The 19953-nt window shown below is 63.9% G+C and carries 23 protein-coding genes; 12 read left to right on the top strand and 11 right to left on the bottom strand.

Translation table 11 applies throughout. The annotated features are described in order from the left end of the window. Positions 1-95: 95 nt before the first annotated feature. Positions 96-1154: an LLM class flavin-dependent oxidoreductase gene (locus tag LB551_RS09225; RefSeq protein ID WP_224658971.1), complete on the bottom strand. Its 1059-nt coding sequence runs from the start codon at positions 1152-1154 to the stop codon at positions 96-98. 219 nt (positions 1155-1373) lie between these two features. Between LB551_RS09225 and LB551_RS09220 the strand changes: the two genes are divergently transcribed. Next, on the top strand, positions 1374-1802 hold the full coding sequence (locus LB551_RS09220) for a DUF6481 family protein (protein WP_140551615.1): 429 nt from the start codon (positions 1374-1376) through the stop codon (positions 1800-1802). Between the two features lie 185 nt (positions 1803-1987). Here LB551_RS09220 and sugE read toward each other — a convergent pair whose 3' ends face one another. Together sugE and LB551_RS29920 are read right to left on the bottom strand one after the other, a co-directional pair. Beyond that, a complete protein-coding gene (sugE, locus tag LB551_RS09215; protein WP_224658970.1) occupies positions 1988-2302 on the bottom strand; it encodes a quaternary ammonium compound efflux SMR transporter SugE in 315 nt (104 codons plus the stop codon). Positions 2303-2552: 250 nt separating this feature from the next. Continuing rightward, positions 2553-2678: a hypothetical protein gene (locus LB551_RS29920; protein ID WP_140491427.1), complete on the bottom strand. Its 126-nt coding sequence runs from the start codon at positions 2676-2678 to the stop codon at positions 2553-2555. Between the two features lie 276 nt (positions 2679-2954). Here LB551_RS29920 and LB551_RS09210 point away from each other — a divergent pair, with 276 nt between their 5' ends. Both LB551_RS09210 and LB551_RS09205 read left to right on the top strand, forming a co-directional pair. After that, positions 2955-3908 carry a cation diffusion facilitator family transporter gene (locus LB551_RS09210; protein ID WP_140551616.1) on the top strand — a complete coding sequence of 318 codons (954 nt, stop codon included), beginning with the start codon at positions 2955-2957 and terminating at the stop codon, positions 3906-3908. A 125-nt stretch (positions 3909-4033) separates the two neighbouring features. After that, positions 4034-4438, top strand: a complete 405-nt coding sequence (locus tag LB551_RS09205) for a GFA family protein (protein WP_224626472.1) — start codon at positions 4034-4036, stop codon at positions 4436-4438. Positions 4439-4458: 20 nt separating this feature from the next. Here the strand turns inward: LB551_RS09205 and LB551_RS09200 are convergent, their stop codons facing one another. Beyond that, positions 4459-5745 carry a DNA recombination protein RmuC gene (locus tag LB551_RS09200; protein WP_224658969.1) on the bottom strand — a complete coding sequence of 429 codons (1287 nt, stop codon included), beginning with the start codon at positions 5743-5745 and terminating at the stop codon, positions 4459-4461. 103 nt (positions 5746-5848) lie between these two features. On the opposite strand from LB551_RS09200, the gene def reads away from it, so the two are divergent. Genes def through truA form a run of 4 tightly spaced genes read left to right on the top strand, consistent with a single transcriptional unit; the run spans position 5849 to position 8597 of the window. Beyond that, positions 5849-6379 carry a peptide deformylase gene (gene def, locus LB551_RS09195; RefSeq protein WP_224658968.1) on the top strand — a complete coding sequence of 177 codons (531 nt, stop codon included), beginning with the start codon at positions 5849-5851 and terminating at the stop codon, positions 6377-6379. A 6-nt stretch (positions 6380-6385) separates the two neighbouring features. Beyond that, entirely contained in the window at positions 6386-7321 is a 936-nt protein-coding gene (fmt, locus tag LB551_RS09190) for a methionyl-tRNA formyltransferase (protein WP_224658967.1), read from the top strand. Beyond that, positions 7318-7824, top strand: a complete 507-nt coding sequence (locus LB551_RS09185) for a GNAT family N-acetyltransferase (RefSeq protein WP_224658966.1) — start codon at positions 7318-7320, stop codon at positions 7822-7824. Before fmt ends, LB551_RS09185 begins: the two co-directional genes overlap by 4 nt. A gap of 23 nt (positions 7825-7847) precedes the next feature. Continuing rightward, on the top strand, positions 7848-8597 hold the full coding sequence (gene truA / locus LB551_RS09180) for a tRNA pseudouridine(38-40) synthase TruA (protein WP_224658965.1): 750 nt from the start codon (positions 7848-7850) through the stop codon (positions 8595-8597). On the opposite strand, the gene LB551_RS09175 is transcribed toward truA, so the two are convergent. Both LB551_RS09175 and dapE read right to left on the bottom strand, forming a co-directional pair. Next, the gene (locus tag LB551_RS09175) at positions 8585-9214 is read right to left on the bottom strand and encodes a transporter (RefSeq protein ID WP_224658964.1); all 630 of its coding nucleotides are present in this window, start codon (positions 9212-9214) and stop codon (positions 8585-8587) included. The two genes, truA and LB551_RS09175, sit on opposite strands and share 13 nt — an antisense overlap. Before the next feature lie 5 nt (positions 9215-9219). Further along, a complete protein-coding gene (gene dapE, locus LB551_RS09170; protein WP_224658963.1) occupies positions 9220-10413 on the bottom strand; it encodes a succinyl-diaminopimelate desuccinylase in 1194 nt (397 codons plus the stop codon). A 128-nt stretch (positions 10414-10541) separates the two neighbouring features. Between dapE and LB551_RS09165 the strand changes: the two genes are divergently transcribed. Continuing rightward, the gene (locus LB551_RS09165; protein ID WP_224658962.1) at positions 10542-11579 is read left to right on the top strand and encodes a 2-dehydropantoate 2-reductase; all 1038 of its coding nucleotides are present in this window, start codon (positions 10542-10544) and stop codon (positions 11577-11579) included. Between the two features lie 73 nt (positions 11580-11652). Here LB551_RS09165 and LB551_RS09160 read toward each other — a convergent pair whose 3' ends face one another. Together LB551_RS09160 and dapD are read right to left on the bottom strand one after the other, a co-directional pair. Then, positions 11653-12030 carry a DUF805 domain-containing protein gene (locus tag LB551_RS09160; protein WP_224658961.1) on the bottom strand — a complete coding sequence of 126 codons (378 nt, stop codon included), beginning with the start codon at positions 12028-12030 and terminating at the stop codon, positions 11653-11655. A 142-nt stretch (positions 12031-12172) separates the two neighbouring features. Continuing rightward, positions 12173-13027: a 2,3,4,5-tetrahydropyridine-2,6-dicarboxylate N-succinyltransferase gene (gene dapD, locus LB551_RS09155; RefSeq protein WP_224658960.1), complete on the bottom strand. Its 855-nt coding sequence runs from the start codon at positions 13025-13027 to the stop codon at positions 12173-12175. A gap of 146 nt (positions 13028-13173) precedes the next feature. On the opposite strand from dapD, the gene LB551_RS09150 reads away from it, so the two are divergent. Further along, a complete protein-coding gene (locus tag LB551_RS09150; protein ID WP_224658959.1) occupies positions 13174-14019 on the top strand; it encodes an LOG family protein in 846 nt (281 codons plus the stop codon). A gap of 108 nt (positions 14020-14127) precedes the next feature. On the opposite strand, the gene LB551_RS09145 is transcribed toward LB551_RS09150, so the two are convergent. Further along, the gene (locus LB551_RS09145; protein WP_224658958.1) at positions 14128-14838 is read right to left on the bottom strand and encodes a pyrimidine 5'-nucleotidase; all 711 of its coding nucleotides are present in this window, start codon (positions 14836-14838) and stop codon (positions 14128-14130) included. Positions 14839-14999: 161 nt separating this feature from the next. Between LB551_RS09145 and LB551_RS09140 the strand changes: the two genes are divergently transcribed. From LB551_RS09140 to LB551_RS09130, 3 genes are all read left to right on the top strand, one after another. Beyond that, positions 15000-15761, top strand: a complete 762-nt coding sequence (locus tag LB551_RS09140; protein ID WP_224658957.1) for a GGDEF domain-containing protein — start codon at positions 15000-15002, stop codon at positions 15759-15761. 167 nt (positions 15762-15928) lie between these two features. Then, positions 15929-16099 (top strand): hypothetical protein, encoded by a 171-nt coding sequence (locus tag LB551_RS09135; RefSeq protein WP_224658956.1) that lies wholly within the window; start codon positions 15929-15931, stop codon positions 16097-16099. Then, entirely contained in the window at positions 16096-17535 is a 1440-nt protein-coding gene (locus tag LB551_RS09130) for a GMC oxidoreductase (protein WP_224658955.1), read from the top strand. The genes LB551_RS09135 and LB551_RS09130 overlap by 4 nt, the downstream gene beginning before the upstream one ends. A 136-nt stretch (positions 17536-17671) precedes the next feature. Here the strand turns inward: LB551_RS09130 and LB551_RS09125 are convergent, their stop codons facing one another. Beyond that, complete coding sequence (locus tag LB551_RS09125) at positions 17672-18646, bottom strand: amino acid ABC transporter permease (RefSeq protein ID WP_224658954.1); 975 nt, start codon at positions 18644-18646, stop codon at positions 17672-17674. Continuing rightward, entirely contained in the window at positions 18643-19947 is a 1305-nt protein-coding gene (locus LB551_RS09120) for an NAD(P)/FAD-dependent oxidoreductase (protein ID WP_224658953.1), read from the bottom strand. The genes LB551_RS09125 and LB551_RS09120 overlap by 4 nt, the downstream gene beginning before the upstream one ends. Positions 19948-19953: the final 6 nt, after the last annotated feature.

Raw genomic sequence — 19953 nt, 5'->3', positions numbered from 1 at the left:
GCTCCAAGGTTCCGTTAGCCGGCGCTTATGGCGAGCCCACGAGGCTCGTTGTCGCGGTTATTGGTTCCGGCGCAATTTTTGGCCGAAGCGCAATACTACGCGGCAGGCGCCGGGGCCGGGCCGACGTCGGCCGTCTCCTTGCGCACGATCGGCGCCACCCTGGTGCCGTAGAGTTCGATCGCCTTCATGACCTTGGCATGCGGCATGATGCCGATCGCCATCTGCAGCAGGAAGCGGTCGTTTCCGAAGATCTTGTGCTGGGCGACGATCTTCTCGGCCACCTGCTCGGGATTGCCGACGAACAAGGCGCCGCTCGGGCCACGCGACTGGTCGAAATGAGCCCGTGAGGTCGGACCCCAGCCGCGCTCGCGGCCGATGCGGTTCATCACCTCGGCCTGCGGGCCATAGAAATCGTCGGCCGCCTTCTCGGTCGTCTCGGCGATGAAGCCATGGACATTGATGCTGGTGGCAAGGCCCTTCGGATCGGCGCCCGCGCGCCTGGCGGCCTCGCGGTAGAGGTCGAAGAGCGGCGCGAACCGCGCCGGCTCGCCGCCGATGATGGCGAGCGCCAGCGGCAGGCCGAGCGCGCCCGCGCGGGCGGCGGACTGCGGCGTGCCGCCGATGGCGATCCAGATCGGCAGTTTTTCCTGCAAGGGGCGTGGGTAGACGCCGCGATCGTTGATCGGCGCGCGCAGATTGCCCGACCAGGTGATCTTCACCTGATCGCGGATGGCGAGCAGCAGGTCGAGCTTTTCGGCGAACAGCTCGTCATAATCCTCGAGCTTGTAGCCGAACAGCGGAAAGGATTCGATAAACGAGCCGCGCCCGGCCATGATCTCGGCACGTCCGCCGGAAAGAAGGTCGAGCGTGGCGAATTGCTGGAAGACGCGGACCGGATCGTCCGAGGACAGGACAGTGACGGCGCTGGTCAGTTTTATGCGCTTGGTGTGCTCGGCCGCCGCGGCCAGCGCCACTACGGGCGCGGACGCGGCATAGTCCGGCCGGTGGTGCTCGCCGAGGCCGAAAACGTCGAGGCCGACCTGATCGGCCAGTTCGATCTCCTCGATCAGGTTGCGTAGCCGCTCGTGCGGGCCGATTGCGCCGGGGCCCGGCTGCGGGCTGACGTCGGCGAAAGTATAGAGACCGAGTTCCATCTGGTGTCATCCTGGCGTTGATTTTCGCGCTAGAGGTAGCGATCAGCCCGCATCGCCACCAGAGGGTCCGACTGCGAACAGTGCGTGTCCGTTTCAGCCGCAAAGGCGTCTCCCGGCTGCAACAGCACGGAATTTCATGGCTGGCATACCGTTTTGGCGCTTGAACTCCCGGTTTTCGCGCGTATGTAAGCGTCGCGAATTGACTTCAGGGAAGTGGACTTGGCTATCTACAGGGAAAAAGACATTTTCGAGCGGCGCAACGCCGCGAACGAGGCAAAGAAGGCGCTTCTGGAGCGCTTCAAGTCAAAGCCGGCGGCGGACGATCCCGCAGTGCTGGCGCGACAAGCCGAACGCAAGGCTATCCTTGCGGCGCGTGAGATACGCGAAGCCGAGAAGGCGAGGCTGAAGCAGGAAAGGCTGGCACGCGAGGCAATCGAGAAAGCCGAGCGCGAGGCCGCAGCCGAAGCCGCACGGATCGCGGCCGAAGAGGCGGCGCAGGCGGAAGCCAGGATTCGTGAAGCCGAAGAGGCCGAGCGTATCGCGCGTCTTTTGGCCGACGAGGCCGAGCGCAAGGCCAAGCGCGATGCGCGCTATGCGGCGCGCAAGGCGCGCACCGGCAGGACGCCGCCGGGCTTTACCGGCCGCTAGCCTCAGACCGCCGGAGCAATCTGCTTCGAGGATCAGGGTCGCTGCGAAGCGGCCCTGCATGCGTTTGTCCGCGCGCCAATTCATGCGATTGCCGACGCCGGTCGTGATGCGACTTTCGCGGATTGCTCTGTTTGCTTCGACGCAATTCCGGACGGAAAACCGCTTCGTACTTTTCCTGGATTGCTTTACGCCGCGAATTTCAGTCCCATAATGCCACAGACGATGAGCGCGATACAGGCGAGCCTGATCACCGTCGCCGGCTCGCCGAGCAGCCAGATACCGAGCAGCGCCGTTCCGACCGTGCCGATACCGGTCCACACCGCATAGGCGGTGCCGACGGGCAGCGCCTTCAGCGCCAGTCCAAGCAGCGTGAGGCTGACGATCATCGAGGCGACCGTGAGCATGGTCGGGACGAGCCGGGTGAATCCGTCGGTGTATTTGAGGCCTATTGCCCAGCCGATCTCGAACAGGCCGGCGAAAAACAGAAAAATCCACGACATGGGGAACGCTCCAGCCAAGCATCGCACCGGTCTCCGTTTCAGGACAATGCGATACGCGATCGACAGAGCACCGCGGCAGCCGTCCGGCTGCCGATGCCCTATCAAACAATGGGCGGGTCGTCCCGACCGGATTTCAGAAGATGTGGGGTCGTCCCCGCACCAGATATTGTATGTCCTAACATCCGATCAACAGACTGCCGGCGGTGTTTCGAACGCCGCCGGCGAACTCCGTCCCGAGGCACGCGAAAGCCTATTTTTCCTTGAGCCTCGTTGCCTTGACCGGCGGCGCCTTGAGCGTGGGAGCAGCGGCTGGCTTCTTGGCATCCTTCTTAGGCTTGCGGGCTTCCTTGCCTGCCTTCATCGCACCTTTTGCCATGATTCGTTCCTCCAATTGCGGGAAGCGAAGTGAAACAAGAGAAATGCCTCTAGGCAAGGGGCTGTTTCGCGGTCACGGCCGCGAAAATCCGGCAACCTGTTTCGAGGGCCTTTATGAATCTCAACCGGCGCGCACGGACTTGAACGGATGGGGGTTGATGCGTCGTGGATGGCCGGGGAATTTCGCGGGCCGGCAGCACGATCTCAAGGAAATCGGGTCCCACTTTTCCTGGAATTGCTCTAGACTTCGCGCGTCGGACAGGACGACAGGGAAGCAATGGCGGGACATGGCGGCTCTCGAACGGTCATCTACGCGGCGCTCGCCGGCAATCTCGCGATCGCGCTGACCAAATTCGCCGCGGCCTTCTTCACCGGCAGTTCGGCGATGCTTTCGGAGGGCGTGCATTCGCTGGTCGATACCGGCAATGGCGGTCTGCTGTTGTATGGCATGCATCGCGCTGCACGCCCGGCCACCCGCGCGCATCCGCTCGGCCATGGCCGCGAGCTCTACTTCTGGAGCTTCATCGTGGCGCTTCTCGTCTTCGCGCTCGGCGCCGGCGTATCCTTCTACGAAGGCGTGACGCACATCATTGCGCCGCAACCGGCCGCCAATGTCAGGGTCAATTACATCGTGCTCGGCCTGTCGTTCCTGTTCGAGGGCAGCTCGTGGCTGGTGGCGCTGAGGGAATTCCGTCGGCAGAAGGGCCGGCAGGGCTGGCTGCAGGCCGTGCAATCGAGCAAGGATCCAAGCGTCTACACGGTGCTATTCGAAGACAGTGCCGCGCTTCTCGGCCTGATAGTCGCCTTTGCCGGCATATTGGCGGCGGAGATTTTCGAGATGCCGGAACTGGACGGCGTCGCCTCGATCGGCATTGCGCTGATCCTGGGTGCGACCGCGGCCTTCCTGGCGCGTGAAAGCAAGGGGCTGCTCATCGGCGAGCCTGCTTCACCGGAGGTGCAGAAAGAAGTGCTGGCGATCGCCCAGCAGGATCCGGCCGTGCAGCGGGCGAACGGCGTGCTCACGGTCCACATGGGTCCGGAAGAGATCGTCGCCGGCCTGAGTATCGAATTCGAGGACCATCTGTCGGCGCCGGAAATCGAAGCCTGCGTCGAGCGCATCGAAGCGCGGCTGAGGAAGGAAATGCCTGAGATCACCCGGCTGTTCGTCAAGCCGCAGACGTCAGGCACCTGGGAACAGCGGCGCAAGCTGATCGAATCGGCATCCGAGTAGAGCTTGAACATGGTCTCGAGACCGCGTTCCACCCCTCCGGGTCATGCCTCTGGATCAGCGTCGCGTCGTTGCCTTGCGCCGCTGCGCCGCTAAGATCGGCCGATCGAATTCTTGGAGGACTGACTATGAAGATCGACGGCGGCTGTCATTGTGGCGCCATCACCTATGAGGCGGAGGTCGAGCCGGAAAAGACCTCGATCTGCCATTGTACCGATTGCCAACAGCTGACCGGGACTGCGTTTCGCGTCACCGTTCCGGCATCTGAAGATCACTACCGGATCACCAGGGGTACGCCGAAGATCTACATCAAGACCGTGGCAAGCGGCGCCAAGCGCGTCCAGGCCTTTTGTGGCGACTGCGGCTCGCACCTTTACGCCACGTCGGTCGGAGATGGCCCCAAGGTCTACGGCATTCGCGTGGGAACCGCGCGGCAACGCCAGGATTTGATTCCGACACTGCAAAAATGGCACCGCTCGGCGCTTCACTGGCTACCTGAATTTCAGGGCATGACCACAGTGGAGGAGCAGTAGCGCCGGCCCGGTGCGGCGCCTCATTCGTCGCCTTCGACGACCCTCAGCCTGAGCTGGCCGGTCTTTGAATCGGCAACGCGCGGGGAATCGACAACGCGCGGGCCGGGTTCGGGCTTGGCAGGGGCTGGTGACGCGATATCAGGGCCGGCTTCGCCACCGGGCTGCGCACCGAACTCCAGAGCTTCGATCTTCTGGCCGCGCTTGGTCACCTTCGACGTCGAGACGAGGATGTCGTCTATATCTTTGGCCGACTGGGCAAAATGGCCCTGCAATTTGCGCACTCGCTCGTCGACGCGCGAAACATCCTCCATCAGCCGGATCACCTCGCCCTGGATCAAGTGTGCCTGCTCGCGCATGCGGGCATCCTTGAGAATCGCCTGGATGACCTGGATCGACAGCATCAGCAGCGACGGCGAGACGATGACGACGCGGGCGCGGTGCGCCTTCTGCACCACCGCCTCGAAATTCTCGTGGATCTCGGCAAACACCGATTCCGACGGCACGAACATGAAGGCGGTGTCCTGCGTCTCGCCCTGGATCAGGTATTTTTCCGCGATATCGCGGATATGCACCTCGATGTCGCGGCGGAAGGCCTGCGCCGCGACCTTCTGCTGTTCGACGCCTTCGGCGGCGCGGATGGCGTTCCAGGCTTCCAGCGGAAACTTGGCGTCGACGGAAAGCGACGGCGCGCCGTTGGGCATCTTCACCAGGCAATCGGGCCGGCTGCCGTTGGACAAGGTCGCCTGGAACTCGTAGGCGCCGTGCGGCAGGCCGTCGGCGACGATCGCTTCCATGCGCGACTGGCCGAAGGCGCCGCGCGTCTGCTTGTTGGAGAGGATCGCCTGCAATTGCACGACCTGGCCGGCGAGCGACTGGATATTGCCTTGCGCGGTGTCGATGACGGCCAGCCGCTCCTGCAATTTGGCCAGGCTTTCATGCGTGGACCTGGTCTGCTCGGTCATGGTCTGGCCGAGGCGGCCAGTCATGGCGTCGAGGCGCTGGCCGATCGACTGCGTCAGTTCCGCCTGCCGCGCGCCGAAGACTTCCGCGATAGCGCCCATGCGACCCTGCATCTCAGCCTGGCTTTGCAATATGCCGGCCATCCGCGCCTCGGCATCGCGGGCATGGTCGGCGGCTTCGGCGGCGGCAACAGCACGCGCCTTGGCCGAGCGCCACAGCGCGACGACAAGCGCCACGAACAGGCCAAGAAACACAAAGGCCCCGAAAGCCAGCGCATGGCCGAGCGTGATCGTGGTCGCGCCAAGCCGGGCGACGGGCTCCGAAAGGATGGATGTCAGGTCGTTCATGCGCACAGCATAGACGATTCGGCCGCCCAGCACAGATCAAAACGTGAACGATCCCCTGGCGCACCGGTTGACGCCCTTTATTCAAGGTCTTAGGTGAGACGCCATGCCGATCAAGCCGCTCATCATCCTTCCCGACCCCATCCTGCGCCAGGTTTCCAAGCCGGTGGAGCGCGTCGATGCACCCTTGCACAAACTGGCCGACGACATGCTGGCGACCATGTATGACGCGCCCGGCATCGGGCTCGCCGCGATCCAGATCGGCGAGCCGCTGCGCATGCTGGTGATCGACCTCGCCAAGGAGGACGAGACGCCGGCGCCGCATGTCTTCATCAACCCAGAAATCCTGGAAAGCGCCGACCAGCGCTCCGTCTACGAGGAAGGCTGCCTGTCCATCCCCGACTATTATGCCGAGGTCGAACGCCCGGCTTCCGTGCGGGTCAAGTATCTCGACCGCGACGGCAAGCTGCAGGAGATGGAGGCCGAGGGGCTGATGGCGACCTGCCTGCAGCATGAGATCGACCATCTCAACGGCGTGCTGTTCATCGACCACATTTCGAAGCTGAAACGCGACATGGTGGTGAAGAAGTTCAAGAAGCTGGCCAAGGACAAGGCTCCGGGCAAGCTGGTGGGATAGGGGACAATGCCCCTTCGCGTCATTTTCATGGGGACGCCGGAGTTTTCGGTGCCGACGTTGCGCGCGATTGCCGAGGCCGGACATGATGTCGCCGCCGTCTACACGCAGCCGCCGCGGGCCGCCGGCCGGCGCGGCCTTGAGCTGACGCCGTCGCCGGTACAGCGCGAGGCGGAACGGCTGGGCATCGAGACGCGCACGCCGACGTCGCTCAAAGGCGAGGCCGAACAGGCAGCTTTTCGCGCGTTGCAAGCCGATATCGGCGTGGTCGTGGCTTACGGCCTGCTTTTGCCCAGGGCGGTTCTCGAGGCGGCGCGACTGGGCTGCATCAACGGTCATGCGTCGCTGTTGCCGCGGTGGCGCGGTGCGGCGCCCATCCAACGGGCGATCATGGCGGGCGACAGCGAAACCGGCATGATGGTCATGCGCATGGAAGAAGGCCTCGACACCGGCCCGGTGGGGCTGGTTGAAAAATGCGTCATCGAACCCGACATGACTGCCGGCGATCTGCATGATCGATTGATGAGCGTCAGCGCCGCGCTGATCGTGGAAGCGCTGGCGCGGCTGGAAAGGAATAGCCTGGCATTCACCGCCCAACCGGTTGAGGGGGTGACCTACGCAAGAAAGATCGATAAATCCGATACGCACGTGGATTGGACGCGACCCGCGGCCGAAGTCCACAATAACATTCGCGGCCTGTCGCCCTTCCCCGGCGCCTGGTGCGAGGTTGAAATCGGTGGCCGGGTGGAACGGCTGAAACTGCTTCGCTCGACGCTTGCGCAAGGCGGGGGCGAACCGGGAGGAATTCTCGACGACCGCCTGACGGTCGCCTGCGGAGCGGGCGCGATCCGGCTGGTCGAAGTTCAACGGGCGGGCGGAAGGCCCGCCGCCGCGCAAGAATTCCTGCGCGGGACCAAGATCGAAAAGGGAATGAAACTGTCATGAGCATGATGTCGATACGCGCGGCGACGCCGCGGGATCGCGAGGCCATCCGCCTCGTCGAGGAACACGCTTTCGGCCAGCAGGCGGAAGCCGGGCTGGTTGACGCGCTGGTTTCCGGCGGCGACGCTGTTGTCGAACTGGTGGCGGAAGAAGACGGGCAAGTGGTCGGCCACATCCTGTTTTCGCGGCTTTTCGTCCGCGCCGGCGGCAAGGATTTTCCGGCGGTGGCACTGGCGCCGCTGGCGGTGGAGCCATCGTTTCACGGCACCGGCATTGGCGGCGCGCTGATCCGCGAGACTCACATCCGCCTACGCGACGCCGGCGAGACGCTGGCCGTGGTGCTGGGCGACCCCGCCTACTACAGCCGTTTCGGCTACAGCCATGCGCGCGCCGAAGGCTTCGAGAGCGACTACCAGGGCGAGGCGCTGCAGGCGCTGGCCTGGGGCGACGCTCCCGAAACCGGCCGGCTGGTCTACGCCTCGGCCTTCACCGCACTCGCCGCCTAGGCGAGTGCGTATAGCCGCCCGGCATGCCGCGTTTTCGCCTCGACATCGAATATGACGGCAGCCTGTTTGCCGGCTGGCAGCATCAGGCGGACCAGCCTTCGGTGCAGCAGGCGATCGAGCAGGCGATCGAAAAATTCTGCGGCCAGCAGGTCCGCTTGCGGGCTGCCGGCCGTACCGATGCCGGCGTGCATGCGACGGCCCAGGTGGCGCATGTCGACCTGGCCAAGGCCTGGCCGGACGACAAGGTGCGCGATGCCGTCAACGCGCATCTGCAGGCCGCCGGCAATCGCATCGCGATCTTGAAAGCCACGACCGTCGTCGACGGCTTCGATGCCCGCTTCTCGGCCATCGGCCGCCACTATCTCTACCGCATCCTAAACCGGCGCGCGCCCTCGGCGCTGGAAAAGGGCAAGGTCTGGTGGGTGCCGAAGCGGCTCGACGCCGCTGCCATGCACGAAGCCGCCAAAGTGCTGCTCGGGCGGCACGATTTCACCACCTTCCGCTCCACGCAATGCCAGGCCGAGAGCCCGGTGCGCACGCTCGACCGTCTTGACGTCAACCGTTCGGGCGACATGATCGAAGTCAGAGCCTCGGCGCGTTCCTTCCTGCACAACCAGGTGCGCTCGATGGTCGGCTCGCTCAAGCGCGTCGGCGAAGGCGCATGGACGGCCGGCGATCTCAAGGCGGCGCTCGAGGCGCACGACCGCGCCGCCTGCGGCCAGGTGGCGCCGCCCGACGGGCTTTTTCTGGTCGGCGTCGATTATCCCGGATAGAGTCCCGAAAGGCTCTGAGCTCCGGTGTCCGGAACCGTGATTCCAAGCAGCGCCTGCAGCCCGAACAGCACGATCAGCGAAGCGATGAACATGCCGACGAAGACAGCGGTCCCGATTGCGGCACCTCTGCCGATGGTCGCGTTGGTCATGCGCCAGGTCAGCACCATCGAGAGCGCGAACAACAGCAGCGACACAAGGCTGGAGATCTGGTTCGCCGAGGTCAGGAAAAGCCTGATCAGTGCCGACGGCAGCATCAGCCAGGCGGTGATAGCCGAAGCCCAGTTCGAGGCCACGACATAGTGGACGAAGCGGCCGCCGATGCCGGCGCGCGGCGCGACCAGAGCGAGTGCAACCAGAGGCAGCACCCAGGAACCGATATCGACTGTCGCCAGCCGCAACAGCATGCTGAAGCGGCCCGCGAAGGCATCGGGATCGCCGATCTCGTTGGCGATGCCGACCCAGCCGACGATCAATGCCGGCGCCGCGACGACGATGGCGAAAAAGGAATTCCAGAAACCATCGGCAGACAGGTCGAGCAGACGCAGGCCATCGGCCCTGCCGAGCATCAGTCGCCAGGCGCCGGTCAGCGAAACTTGGGTCTCGTCCGCCGAAAGCATGCTGCTCAGTCCTGTCCGAACCAGTCTTCGATGAAGCGCTGATAGATTTGCGTCAGCGTCTCGAGATCGGCAAGGGCGACGCGTTCGTCGACCATGTGCATGGTCTTGCCGACCAGGCCGAATTCGACCACCGGGCAATAGTCCTTGATGAAGCGCGCATCCGATGTGCCGCCGGAGGTGGACAGCGCCGGCGCTCTGCCGACCACCGTCTTGACCGAGCCGCTCAATGTCTCGATCAGCCGGTCGTCGCGGGTCAGGAAGACATGGCTCGGCCGGTCGCGCCAGACGAGGTCGTAGTCGACCGGCATCTCCTTGCCCGGCCGGTATTTCTTGCGGCCCGCCGCCTGGTCGAGACGATTGTGGATTTCGGCCTGTATGGTCTCGGCGGTCCAGCTGTCGTTGAAGCGGATGTTGAAGGTGGCGGTCGCCTTGGCTGGAATGACATTGGTGGCCGGGTTGCCTACGTCGATGGACGTCACCTCCAGATTGGTCGGCTGGAAATCCTTCGTGCCCTCATCGAAGACGGGATGCAGCAAAGCATCGACCAGGCTCATCAGCCCGCGTACCGGATTGTCGGCAAGCAAGGGATAGGCGACATGGCCCTGGCGGCCATTGACGGTGATGTCGCCCGACAGCGAGCCGCGCCGACCGATTTTTATCATATCGCCGAGCGCAGCCGGGTTGGTCGGCTCGCCGACGATCGATGCATCCCATTTCTCGCCCCTGGAAGCCGCCCATTCGAGCAGCTTCGTGGTGCCGTTGATGGCCGGGCCTTCCTCGTCGCCGGTGATCAGCAGCGAGACCGAGCCTTTCGGGCCGCCATTCGTCTCGACATGGCGCGCTATCGCGGCGATGAAACAGGCGATGCCGCCCTTCATGTCGACCGCACCCCGGCCATACATCTCGCCATTGGCGATCTCGGCGCCGAAGGGCGGATGCGTCCAGGCGGCTTCGTCGCCGACCGGCACCACGTCGGTGTGTCCGGCGAACATCAGATGCGGGCCATTGCCGGAGCGCCTGGCATAAAGGTTCTCGATATCGGGCGTGCCGTCTTCCGAAAACACCGGGCGATCGACGAGAAAGCCGAGCGGTTCCAGCATCGTCTGCAATGCTGTCAGCGCACCGCCTTCGGCCGGCGTCACGGAGGCGCAACGGATGAGGGCGGCAAGGTTTGCGGCGGGATCGGTCGGCAGCGTCATGGCAAAAGCGATAGTCGAAAGCTGAAGGCCTGTCACGGCCAGACGTAGGGGCCAGTCCTATGACCGGCGATACCGCCGACATTATGGTTTTCATGTCGTATAGTCGCGGGCCCGGTGCGGAGTAAGAGATGGCAAAGGGGGACAGGAGAATCGTCATTGCCGGCGCCGGCAGCATCGGCTGCTATGCCGGCGGCTGCCTGGCGCTCGCCGGGCGCAAGGTGATTCTGCTGGCCCGGCCGCGCATCGAGGCGGCCCTGCGGCAAGGCGGATTGCGGGTCAGCGACCTTGAGGGCCGCGACCGGCGCCTTGAGCCGCAAGCGCTTGCCGTCACCACAGATCCAACCGCCGCCTTCCCGGAGGCGGACGTGATCCTGGTCACCGTCAAGAGCGGCGCGACGCGGGAAATGGCTGCGCTCATCGCCGCGCATGCCCCGCCGGACGCCGTGGTGGTGAGCCTGCAGAACGGCATCGACAATGCCGACAGGCTGCGCACCGGTATCAGCGGGCGAACAGTGCTGGCGGGCATGGTGCCATTCAATGTCGTGCAATCGGCCGAGGGCGAATTGCCGCTGCGTGTCCACCGCGCCAGCGACGGCAAGGTCGTGATCGAGGACAGCGATGCCGGTTTGATCAGCCTTCTCGGCGTCGAAGGGTTCCGGATTGAAGCCCATGCCGACATGAAAGCCGTGCTGTGGGGCAAGCTTTTGATGAATTTGAACAATGCGCTGGTGGCGCTTTCGGGCCTGCCGCTGGCGAGCGAGCTTGCCGACCGGCGCTGGCGGCTGATCCTGGCTGGACAGATCGACGAGGCGCTCCAGGCGATGAAGGCGTCGGGCATCGAGCCGGCGCGGATCGCCGGCTTGCGGCCGGCGCTGTTGCCGATAGTGCTCCGCCTCCCCGATTGGCTGTTCAGGCTGCTGGCGCGACGGATGCTGGCCATCGACCCGGAGGCGCGTTCCTCCATGTGGGACGATTTGCAGCGCGGCCGGCCGACGGAGATCGGCGATTTGCAGGGCGCCGTTCTTCGCCTGGCGCAAGAAGCGGGCACACCGGCGCCCACGGTCCGGCGGATCATTGCCCTGGTCCGTGAGGCGGAAGCGGCCGGCAGCGGATCGCCCTGTTTCAGTGCGGATCAGGTCGCCGCGCCTGAAGCGCGTCGGGTCTGAACGACTTCAGGCGACGCGCATCAGGCCTTTGTTTTCATGCATGTCGCCAGTAGCGCATGGCGACATACGGCGCTCAGGGTTCGGCCGGTGCATTGGTGCGCCTGCCATAGCGGTTGGGTCCGGGCTGGCCCGGAAACAGGCAAAGAACGACGAAGGCGACGATCGAGACGACCGGCACGAACAGGACCAACGCCGCGACGCCGGGTTTGTCGAGGTCGTGCAGCCGCTTCACCGCCAGCGCGATGTTCGACCACAGCGAGGCGATGAAGGCGATGAAGAAGACGAACGACCACATATTGCTCTCGGGCGAGCCTTCCGCCACCAGCGTGAAGCGGTAGAGCGGGAAAGCCTGGATGATGGCCACGAGCAGCCCGCCAAGAAAATAGGCCGCGCGGCTGACGCGGCCCGATGTCTTGAAGAAAAGCCAAGTGAGGTTGGATCTGTTAGGCAAGCGGGTCCCGTCCATATTGATTGACACCCCGGGTGCCTTCGAAACTCGTCAGCAGATATTTCCAGTCCATGTCACCCCTCCATGTTGAACCGGCGCGACCGATCGTCGCGCCGGCGGAAGGTGCGCCCGCTTTCCAAAAAGATCAATCGCGCAGCAATTCGTTGATCGACGTCTTGGACCGGGTCTTGGCATCGACCCGCTTGACGATGACCGCGCAATAGAGACTTGGACCCGGCTCCTTGTTCGGAAACGGCTTGCCAGGCAGCGAACCGGCTACGACGACGGAATTCGGTGGCACTTCGCCGTAGAAAATCTCGCCGGTGGCGCGGTCGACGATCTTGGTCGACTGACCAATGAAGACGCCCATGCCGAGCACCGAGCCCTCGCGCACGATGCAGCCTTCGACCACTTCCGAGCGCGCGCCGATGAAGCAATTGTCCTCGATAATGGTGGGACCGGCCTGCATCGGCTCCAGCACGCCGCCGATGCCGACGCCACCCGACAGGTGCACATTCTTGCCGATCTGGGCGCAGGAGCCCACCGAAGCCCAGGTATCGACCATGGTGCCCGAATCGACATAGGCGCCGACATTGACGAAGGACGGCATCAGCACGGCGCCCGGCGCGACGTAGGCCGAGCGGCGCACGACCGACGACGGCACGGCGCGGAAACCGGCCTTCTCGAAATCGACGGCGCTCCAGCCGTCGAACTTCGACGGCACCTTGTCCCACCACACGGCCTGGCCGGGACCGCCCTTGATGATCTCCATCGGGTTCAGCCGGAAGGACAAAAGGACGGCTTTCTTCAGCCATTGGTTGACATGCCATTGGCCATCGGCCTGGCGCTCGGCAACGCGGGCGGTGCCGCGGTCGAGCAGATCGAGCGCCGACTGGATGGCATCGCGTGTCTCGCCTCTGGTCGCCGTCGAGATCGCGTCACGTTCCTCGAAGGCCTTATCGATGGTCTTTTCGAGGCTCGCCAGATCCGGCTTCGACATGAATTCGCTCCATTACCAGGCTGTTAAGGGGCTGAGCCTTAACCTGTTTTGAAAATCGCGCGGACCCTATGTGAAGGCAGAGTAGGGGTCAATCGCGACTGCGCCATGGGACGGCGCAAGTAAATGAAATGGACGGACCTGACATCATGACACCCATGGAAAAGGCGGGCTGGACGCCGCTGCCGCATTCGGACGAGGATCTGGAGCGGGCCAGGAGCGTGCCGGACACGCCCCAGACGCGCGCCGAGACCTACCGCCTGGCGTGGAACGATCCCGACTTCATGACGCGGCGCGAACTGCGCGCGGTCAGGCTGCAGCTCGAACTCCTGAAGCCGGAGATGATCCTGGCCGAGCGCGGTATCCGCTCGACCGTGGTCCTGTTCGGGGGCGCGCGGCTGCCTGAACCCGGCGGCGAGGCCTGGGCTGCCAAAAACGAGACGCAGAAGAAGAACCTCGAGGAAAACAGCAAATATTACGAGGAAGCGCGCAAATTCGCCCGCCTCTGCTCGCAGCAATCGGCCGGTTCATATTACCGCGAATATGTCGTGGTGACCGGCGGCGGGCCCGGCGTCATGGAGGCCGGCAATCGCGGCGCCGACGATGTCGGCGCGCCCTCCATCGGCCTTAACATCGTTCTGCCGCACGAGCAGGCGCCCAATGCCTATGTGACGCCGGAACTCTGTTTCAACTTCCACTATTTCGCCATCCGCAAGATGCATTTCGTCATGCGCGCCAAGGCCGTCGCGGTGTTTCCCGGCGGCTTCGGCACGATGGACGAATTCTTCGAGACGCTGACGCTGATCCAAACCGGGCGCATGGAGCGCGTGCCGGTGATCCTGTTCGGCAAATCCTTCTGGAAACGGGCGATCGACCTCGATTTCCTCGCCGAGCAAGGCACGATCAGTCCCGGCGACCAGGACATCATCGATTTCGTCGACACCGCCGACGAGGCCTGGGGCATCATCAGCCGGTTCTACAAGTTAGGGGAATAGTGAGTGGTGAGTAGTGAGTAGTGAGTAGTGAGTAGTGAGTAGTGAGTGATAAGCCGTTTGCAGTCTCTGCTCGCCGCTCAATTTCCACTACTCACTACTCACTACTCACTACTGCCTTATACCCACGACTATCTCCGTCAGGAATCCGGCGAGGTCGTCGGTGACGAAGTCGACATCATCTTCCTGCGCCGGATCGCGCTCCCAGATTTCGGAGAATGTCGGCTCGAAATTGCGCGGCACCACCAGGACCGTCGTCATGCCCAGCGACTTCGGCACGGCCAGGTTGCGCGCGAGATCCTCGAACATCACCGCATTTTGGCCGGTAACGGCGTGGAGTTCGGCGAATTTCTCGTAGGTCTGGCGCGCCGGCTTGGGGTTGAGCCCGGCGGCGACGATATCGAAGATGTCGTCGAAATGATCAAGGATGCCAAGCTGGCGCGCAGTGCGCTCGGCATGCCTGCGGTCGCCGTTGGTGAAGATGAACTTGCGGCCGGGAAGCTGGCGAATGGCGGTGCCGAGGACGGGATCTGGCACCAGCCAGGAATAGTCGATGTCGTGGACCTTCTCGAGGAAATCGTCGGGGTCTATGCCATGGCGCGTCATCAGCCCGTTCAGCGTCGTGCCATATTCCCGATAAAGTTCCTTCTGCAGCTTGCGCGCGTCCTCGCGCGGCAGCGACAGCAGCTCCCCGACATAGGCGGTCATCTTGACATCGATCTGCGAGAACAGATTCGAATGGTGCGGATAGAGCGTGTTGTCCAGGTCGAACACCCAGTCGGTGACATGGGCGAAGCGAGCGGGGTCGGGGTGTGTAGCCATGCGCCCCTTATGGCACGAAACGGACGATCTTGAAGGGGCTTTATCCACAACTTCTACGCGCCGAAAGTGGCAGAAACCGTCTCACCGTTCAAATTTTAGGCATCCTGGAAAGGTGGCCTTCAGGGCTTGCTGGCACAGAGGCGGTCCAGTGGGAGCCAGCGATGAGCAGTATAATTCTGAAGTCCGCCACCATTGCTTTCGTCTCTGTCGCGGTTTCGCTCCTTCTGACCCTGATCATCGTCCCCGCCATGGGATTCCCGGTCAACCGCATGATCTGGCTGACCTCGACATTGTGTCCGCTGGTTCTTGCATGGGCGGCCTGCGCAAGCACGTTCTGGCACAGCGACAGGCTGAAGTCGGCGCATCGCGACCTTGCCCGCACGCACGCCCAGCTTGCCGCAGCGCATCGCCGGCTGGCGGAAAAGGCCAGCCGCGACGACATGACGGGCATGCTCAACCGGGAAAGCTTCTTTGCCGTGCTCAACGGCTCCCGGCACAAGCCCGATCGCGGCGCCTTGCTGATCATCGATGCCGACCATTTCAAGATGATCAATGACAGCTTCGGCCATCTGACCGGCGACGACGCGCTGCTCCTGATCGCCAGCGCCATCAAGCGCGGGGTGCGCGACGGCGACGTCCTCGGCCGCATCGGCGGCGAGGAGTTCGGCGCATTGCTGGTCGGAGCCACGGAACGGGAAGCCAAGCGCGTCGCAGAGCACATTCGCCGCGAAGTCGAGCTGATCCGCTTCCGGCCCGTGGACGAGCGGACCATTCCGCTGACCGTCAGCGTCGGCGGAACCCTCTGCAATGAAAGCGCCAGCGTGTCGGAGCTGATGCGGGCCGCCGACCGGCGCCTCTACCAGGCCAAACATCGGGGACGCAACCTGGTGATCCTCGACACCGACATCTCCGAGGCGGCCTGAACGGGCTGATCCAGCATATCGGCCTGTTAAGGAGTCTCTAACCCTGTTTGCACTCGGCTGCGCATTGTTCCGGCTTGCGACCAGTTTTGGCACGCTTCTGGCTTCGATGATGAAGCATGTGCCGTTCAGGGAACATGCCTGGATAGAGACCCGTCGAGAGACCTGTCATGAGTTTCCTTATCAAGAAGATGTCGCGCCGAATGATCATGCAGACGCTGATCGCGGTGCCTGCCCTGTCGCTGTTTCGCAAATTGCCCGATGCGGGTTCTTCCGAAGCCGCCCCCGATGAGATCGTCGAGATCAATGGCTGGATCCTGAAGCGGAGTGACCTGGCATGATCTTCGACAGTTATGAGGCGTTTCGCGCCGCGAATTTCACGCCCAGGGTCTGTGTTCTCGGCTCCGGCCCGGCCGGCACCACGATCGCCAGAAAGCTCGGCGCCGCTGGCATACCGGTCGTGGTGCTGGAGGCCGGCGGCAGGGAGTTCAGCGACACCTCGCAGGATTTCTACCGCGGCACCACGGTCGGCGATTTCTATTTCGATCTCGATATCACCCGGCTGCGGTTCATGGGCGGCAGCTCGAATCACTGGGCCGGCTGGTGCCGCGTGCTCGACAAACAGGATTTCGAGCCGAAGGCGTGGGTGCCGGACACCGGTTGGCCGATCCGGCGCAGTGACATCGAACCCTATCTGGGCGAAGTGCGCGAAATCCTGGAACTGCCAGATTTCCGGCCGGACGCACCGATCTCGGACGACATCCGCTGGGTGCAGCTGATCAAGAGCGGTGCGGTGCGCTTCGCTGAGAAATACGCCGACGAGCTCGACAAGAGCCGGAACATCGCTGTCGTGCTCGACACATGTGCCACCGAGCTTGCCGGCGACGGCAGACGCGTGACCGGCGCCAGGCTGTGGTCGCAGGGCCAGGATGCCGGTTTCTTCAGCGCCGACTATTTCATCGTCTGTACCGGGGGGCTGGAGAATTCGCGGCTGCTTTTGTGGTCGAACCAGCGCTCCAATGGAGGCGTCGTGCCGAACGCGACGGCACTTGGCCGCTACTGGATGGAACACCCGACCTTCCAGGGCGGCAACGCCATCCTGGCCGACTATGGCGCATTCGAGGTCGATGCGGTGAACGAGGCCTTCTTCTCGCCGATGCCGGCCGCGATGGAGCGCCTGCGGATCATGAATTTCGGCATCAGGCTGATCGAGACGCCCTATCCGGGCGTCAAGGACCTGATCGCCGATCTCGCCTGTACGGCGCCCAGCATGGCGGAGTGGCTATCGGGCAGGCTCAACCAGAACCTGCGCTGCGCGGCCCAGCTCTATGTCGCCTGGGAGCAGGCGCCGCTGGCCTCGAACCAGGTCGAGCTGTCGAAGACCGTGGTCGACCACGCCGGCGTGCCGCGCATCGAGCTGCACTGGAAGAAATCGGACCTGGAACGCCGCACGCTGCTCGAAGGGCTGAGGCTTTTCGGGACGACGCTGGCCCGGAAGAACCTGGGCCGGGTGCGTATAGCCGACTGGATTTCGAATGGCGGCGACTACCCGACGGACGAGGAGACGGCCGGCCACCATCACATGGGCGGCACGCGCATGGGCACCGATGTCACCAAGAGCGTCGTGGATGCCAATTGCAAGGTGCACGGCATGGACAATCTCTACATCGGCGGCTCCTCGGTGTTCTGCACCTCGGGCCAATGCAACCCGACGACGACGATCACGGCGTTGGCCTGCCGGCTCGGCGAGCATCTCGGCAAGGTGATCGCCGCCTGAAGGTTCCGCAGCCCCGCGAAAATCATCTCATCCCGGCAAGGCCGCGTCACCTGACGGCGCGGCCCCCCGAGCGGCTTAAAAGCCGTAGATGGCGATGCGCACCAGCACGGCGGCGACGTAGCTTTCCCGAATTGCCCTACGCCCGCTGCTCCGAGCGGCCGAAACGCCGTTCGAGATAGGCCTGGCCGAACTCCAGCGTGATCGACAGGATCCAGTAGATCATCGAGGCGGTGATCAGCATCTCGATATGGCGGAACTCCGTCTGGCCCATGGTGCGGGCGAGATACATGATCTCCCAGACGCCGACGACCGACACCAAGGACGAATCCTTCAGCATGGCGATGAACTGGTTGCCGGTCGGCGGGATGATGACGCGCATGGCCTGCGGCAGGATGACCAGCGCCATGGTCTGGCCGGGGCTCAGTCCAAGCGCGGTGGCGCCTTCGCTCTGTCCGCGCGGAATGCTTTCGATGCCGGCGCGGAAGATCTCGGTCATGTAGGCGCCATAACACAGCGACAACGCCAGAATGCCGGCCGGCACCGCGCCGATCACGTAGCCGACCTGCGGCAGGCCGAGATAGATGATGTAGATCTGCATCAGCAAAGGAAGGCCGCGGAACAACGAGGTGTAGAAAGTGGCCAGCCCGTACACGATGCCGTTTCCGGTCAATTTGGCGATGGCGCCGACAAGTGCGATGGCTGTCGCGATCAAGATCGAGATCGCCGAAATGTAGAGCGTGGTGGTGACGCCCTGGGTGACCAGGAAGCCGATCTTCCTGGCGATGAAGGCAAGCGACAGGTCGAAGGAATAGAAGAACAGCATCAGGAGCACGAACAGTTCGATCCAAACGCCGACGATCTGCTGTCGCCGGGGCAAAAGCAGCAGCAGCTTGCAATTCACCAGCACAATGAGCGCGATCAGCACTGCGGAAAGCGCGCGCGACAGCGCAGGGTTGGCCTGCAGCCAGCCGGATGCAACTGGAATCACCGAGCCAATCCAGTTTGACTTGATGCCCATCGCGTAAAGGCCGGCGGCCAACAGCGCCAGCACGAGCGCCGCCGCTGCGCGGCGGGTGATCCCCGGATAGAAGAGCATCAGCCTGCCGATCATGCCGTCACCTTGTCTTTCGTGGCGGCATGACGTTCTCGCCACCAGTCCTGCGCCTGCAATTTCCAGTAGGTGAGTTGCGCGGCCGCCAAGCCGGCGGCGCCGCCTGCCCAGCTCAATCCGAATGGTGCGAACTGCCGGTACCGGTCCGAAACGCCCAGAATGCCTTCCGCCACGACTTTTCCGGCGATGGCCGTGGTGTTGAGGCCATGGCCGCCGAAAGCCGTGCAATACCAGACGCCCGGCTGCAATTCGCCGATCTGGGGCATCAGGTGACGGGCATAGGACATCAATCCGGACCAGGCCAGTTCGGTCTTGAGGTCCGCAAGCTGCGGATAGGTACCGACCATCTCGCGGCGCAATTCGCGCGCCAGCGCGTAGGCGGAAGCGGCGCGCGTGGTGATGCGCCCGCCCCACAACAGGCGATTGCCGCCGTCGACCAACCGATAATAGTCGCCCGCCCGCCGGTTGTCGCCGACCGCGTCCGTGGTCGCGACGGCTTGCGCGATCAGGCGCGGCGCCGGCTCGGAAACCATCACATAGGTCGCGATGGGCAGGAAGGCGCGGTGGAGCTGACTGAATACCGGGCCGGTGTAGCCGCCGGTAGCCAGCACGACGCGAGTTGCCCGAAGCGTGCCCTCTCGCGTGCGCAGCATCTTTTGCGACCCCGACAGATCACATTGCACGACTTCGGAGCTCTCATGGATGCTGCCGCCAAGCCGCTCGATTTCATCGGCCACGGAACGCAGATAATTGAGCGGATGGATGTGAAAGGCTTTCGGGTCGCGCAGGCCCTGATAGTAGCGAGCCGATTTAAGCACCGAACGGACGTCTTCCCTGCGCAGATATTGAAGCTCGTATCCGTGGTCGCGCGCCGTCTGGTCGGCATAGGCCTTGAGCGCGTCGCCATCGTCGTAGCGCAAGACGCTGACCAGCCCGTCGCGCGGCCTGGCGGCCGATATGTCGAGCGCCTCGATGGTGTGACGCACGAATTCGACGCCCTCGATCGACAGCCGGTGCAGTTGCCGCGCCGCCTCCTTGCCGACGCGCGCGGCAATGGTGTCGCCGCCGGTGGCGAAGCCAGGCGTGACGAAGCCGCCATTGCGGCCGGAGGCGCCGAAACCGACGACCTGGGCCTCGAGCACGGCGACGCGCAGCCCGGAACGCGACAGCTGCAGCGCCGTGGTCAGGCCGGCCAGTCCCCCGCCGACGACGGCCACGTCACAGTGCGCCTCGCCGCGGAGCGGGGGCCTGAGCTTCCGGTCGGTCATGGTGCGGGCGTAATAGGTGTCCGGATAGGCCATCGGCGA

The organism is Mesorhizobium sp. BR1-1-2 (assembly GCF_020165435.1).
In the GTDB taxonomy this organism is placed as follows: Bacteria; Pseudomonadota; Alphaproteobacteria; order Rhizobiales; family Rhizobiaceae; genus Mesorhizobium.
This window is presented reverse-complemented; position numbering and strand designations above follow the sequence as displayed.

Coding starts and splice junctions, on each gene's coding strand:
- sugE (WP_224658970.1), bottom strand. CDS start 2,302: ATGTCGTGGATTTTTCTGTTTTTCGCCGGCCTGTTCGAGATCGGCTGG.
- truA (WP_224658965.1), top strand. CDS start 7,848: ATGCCGCGTTTTCGCCTCGACATCGAATATGACGGCAGCCTGTTTGCC.
- LB551_RS09140 (WP_224658957.1), top strand. CDS start 15,000: ATGAGCAGTATAATTCTGAAGTCCGCCACCATTGCTTTCGTCTCTGTC.
- LB551_RS29920 (WP_140491427.1), bottom strand. CDS start 2,678: ATGGCAAAAGGTGCGATGAAGGCAGGCAAGGAAGCCCGCAAGCCTAAG.
- LB551_RS09150 (WP_224658959.1), top strand. CDS start 13,174: ATGACACCCATGGAAAAGGCGGGCTGGACGCCGCTGCCGCATTCGGAC.
- LB551_RS09185 (WP_224658966.1), top strand. CDS start 7,318: ATGAGCATGATGTCGATACGCGCGGCGACGCCGCGGGATCGCGAGGCC.
- LB551_RS09175 (WP_224658964.1), bottom strand. CDS start 9,214: ATGCTTTCGGCGGACGAGACCCAAGTTTCGCTGACCGGCGCCTGGCGA.
- def (WP_224658968.1), top strand. CDS start 5,849: ATGCCGATCAAGCCGCTCATCATCCTTCCCGACCCCATCCTGCGCCAG.
- LB551_RS09200 (WP_224658969.1), bottom strand. CDS start 5,745: ATGAACGACCTGACATCCATCCTTTCGGAGCCCGTCGCCCGGCTTGGC.
- fmt (WP_224658967.1), top strand. CDS start 6,386: ATGCCCCTTCGCGTCATTTTCATGGGGACGCCGGAGTTTTCGGTGCCG.
- LB551_RS09225 (WP_224658971.1), bottom strand. CDS start 1,154: ATGGAACTCGGTCTCTATACTTTCGCCGACGTCAGCCCGCAGCCGGGC.
- LB551_RS09135 (WP_224658956.1), top strand. CDS start 15,929: ATGAGTTTCCTTATCAAGAAGATGTCGCGCCGAATGATCATGCAGACG.
- LB551_RS09145 (WP_224658958.1), bottom strand. CDS start 14,838: ATGGCTACACACCCCGACCCCGCTCGCTTCGCCCATGTCACCGACTGG.
- dapE (WP_224658963.1), bottom strand. CDS start 10,413: ATGACGCTGCCGACCGATCCCGCCGCAAACCTTGCCGCCCTCATCCGT.
- LB551_RS09205 (WP_224626472.1), top strand. CDS start 4,034: ATGAAGATCGACGGCGGCTGTCATTGTGGCGCCATCACCTATGAGGCG.
- LB551_RS09210 (WP_140551616.1), top strand. CDS start 2,955: ATGGCGGGACATGGCGGCTCTCGAACGGTCATCTACGCGGCGCTCGCC.
- LB551_RS09120 (WP_224658953.1), bottom strand. CDS start 19,947: ATGGCCTATCCGGACACCTATTACGCCCGCACCATGACCGACCGGAAG.
- LB551_RS09125 (WP_224658954.1), bottom strand. CDS start 18,646: ATGATCGGCAGGCTGATGCTCTTCTATCCGGGGATCACCCGCCGCGCA.
- dapD (WP_224658960.1), bottom strand. CDS start 13,027: ATGTCGAAGCCGGATCTGGCGAGCCTCGAAAAGACCATCGATAAGGCC.
- LB551_RS09165 (WP_224658962.1), top strand. CDS start 10,542: ATGGCAAAGGGGGACAGGAGAATCGTCATTGCCGGCGCCGGCAGCATC.
- LB551_RS09130 (WP_224658955.1), top strand. CDS start 16,096: ATGATCTTCGACAGTTATGAGGCGTTTCGCGCCGCGAATTTCACGCCC.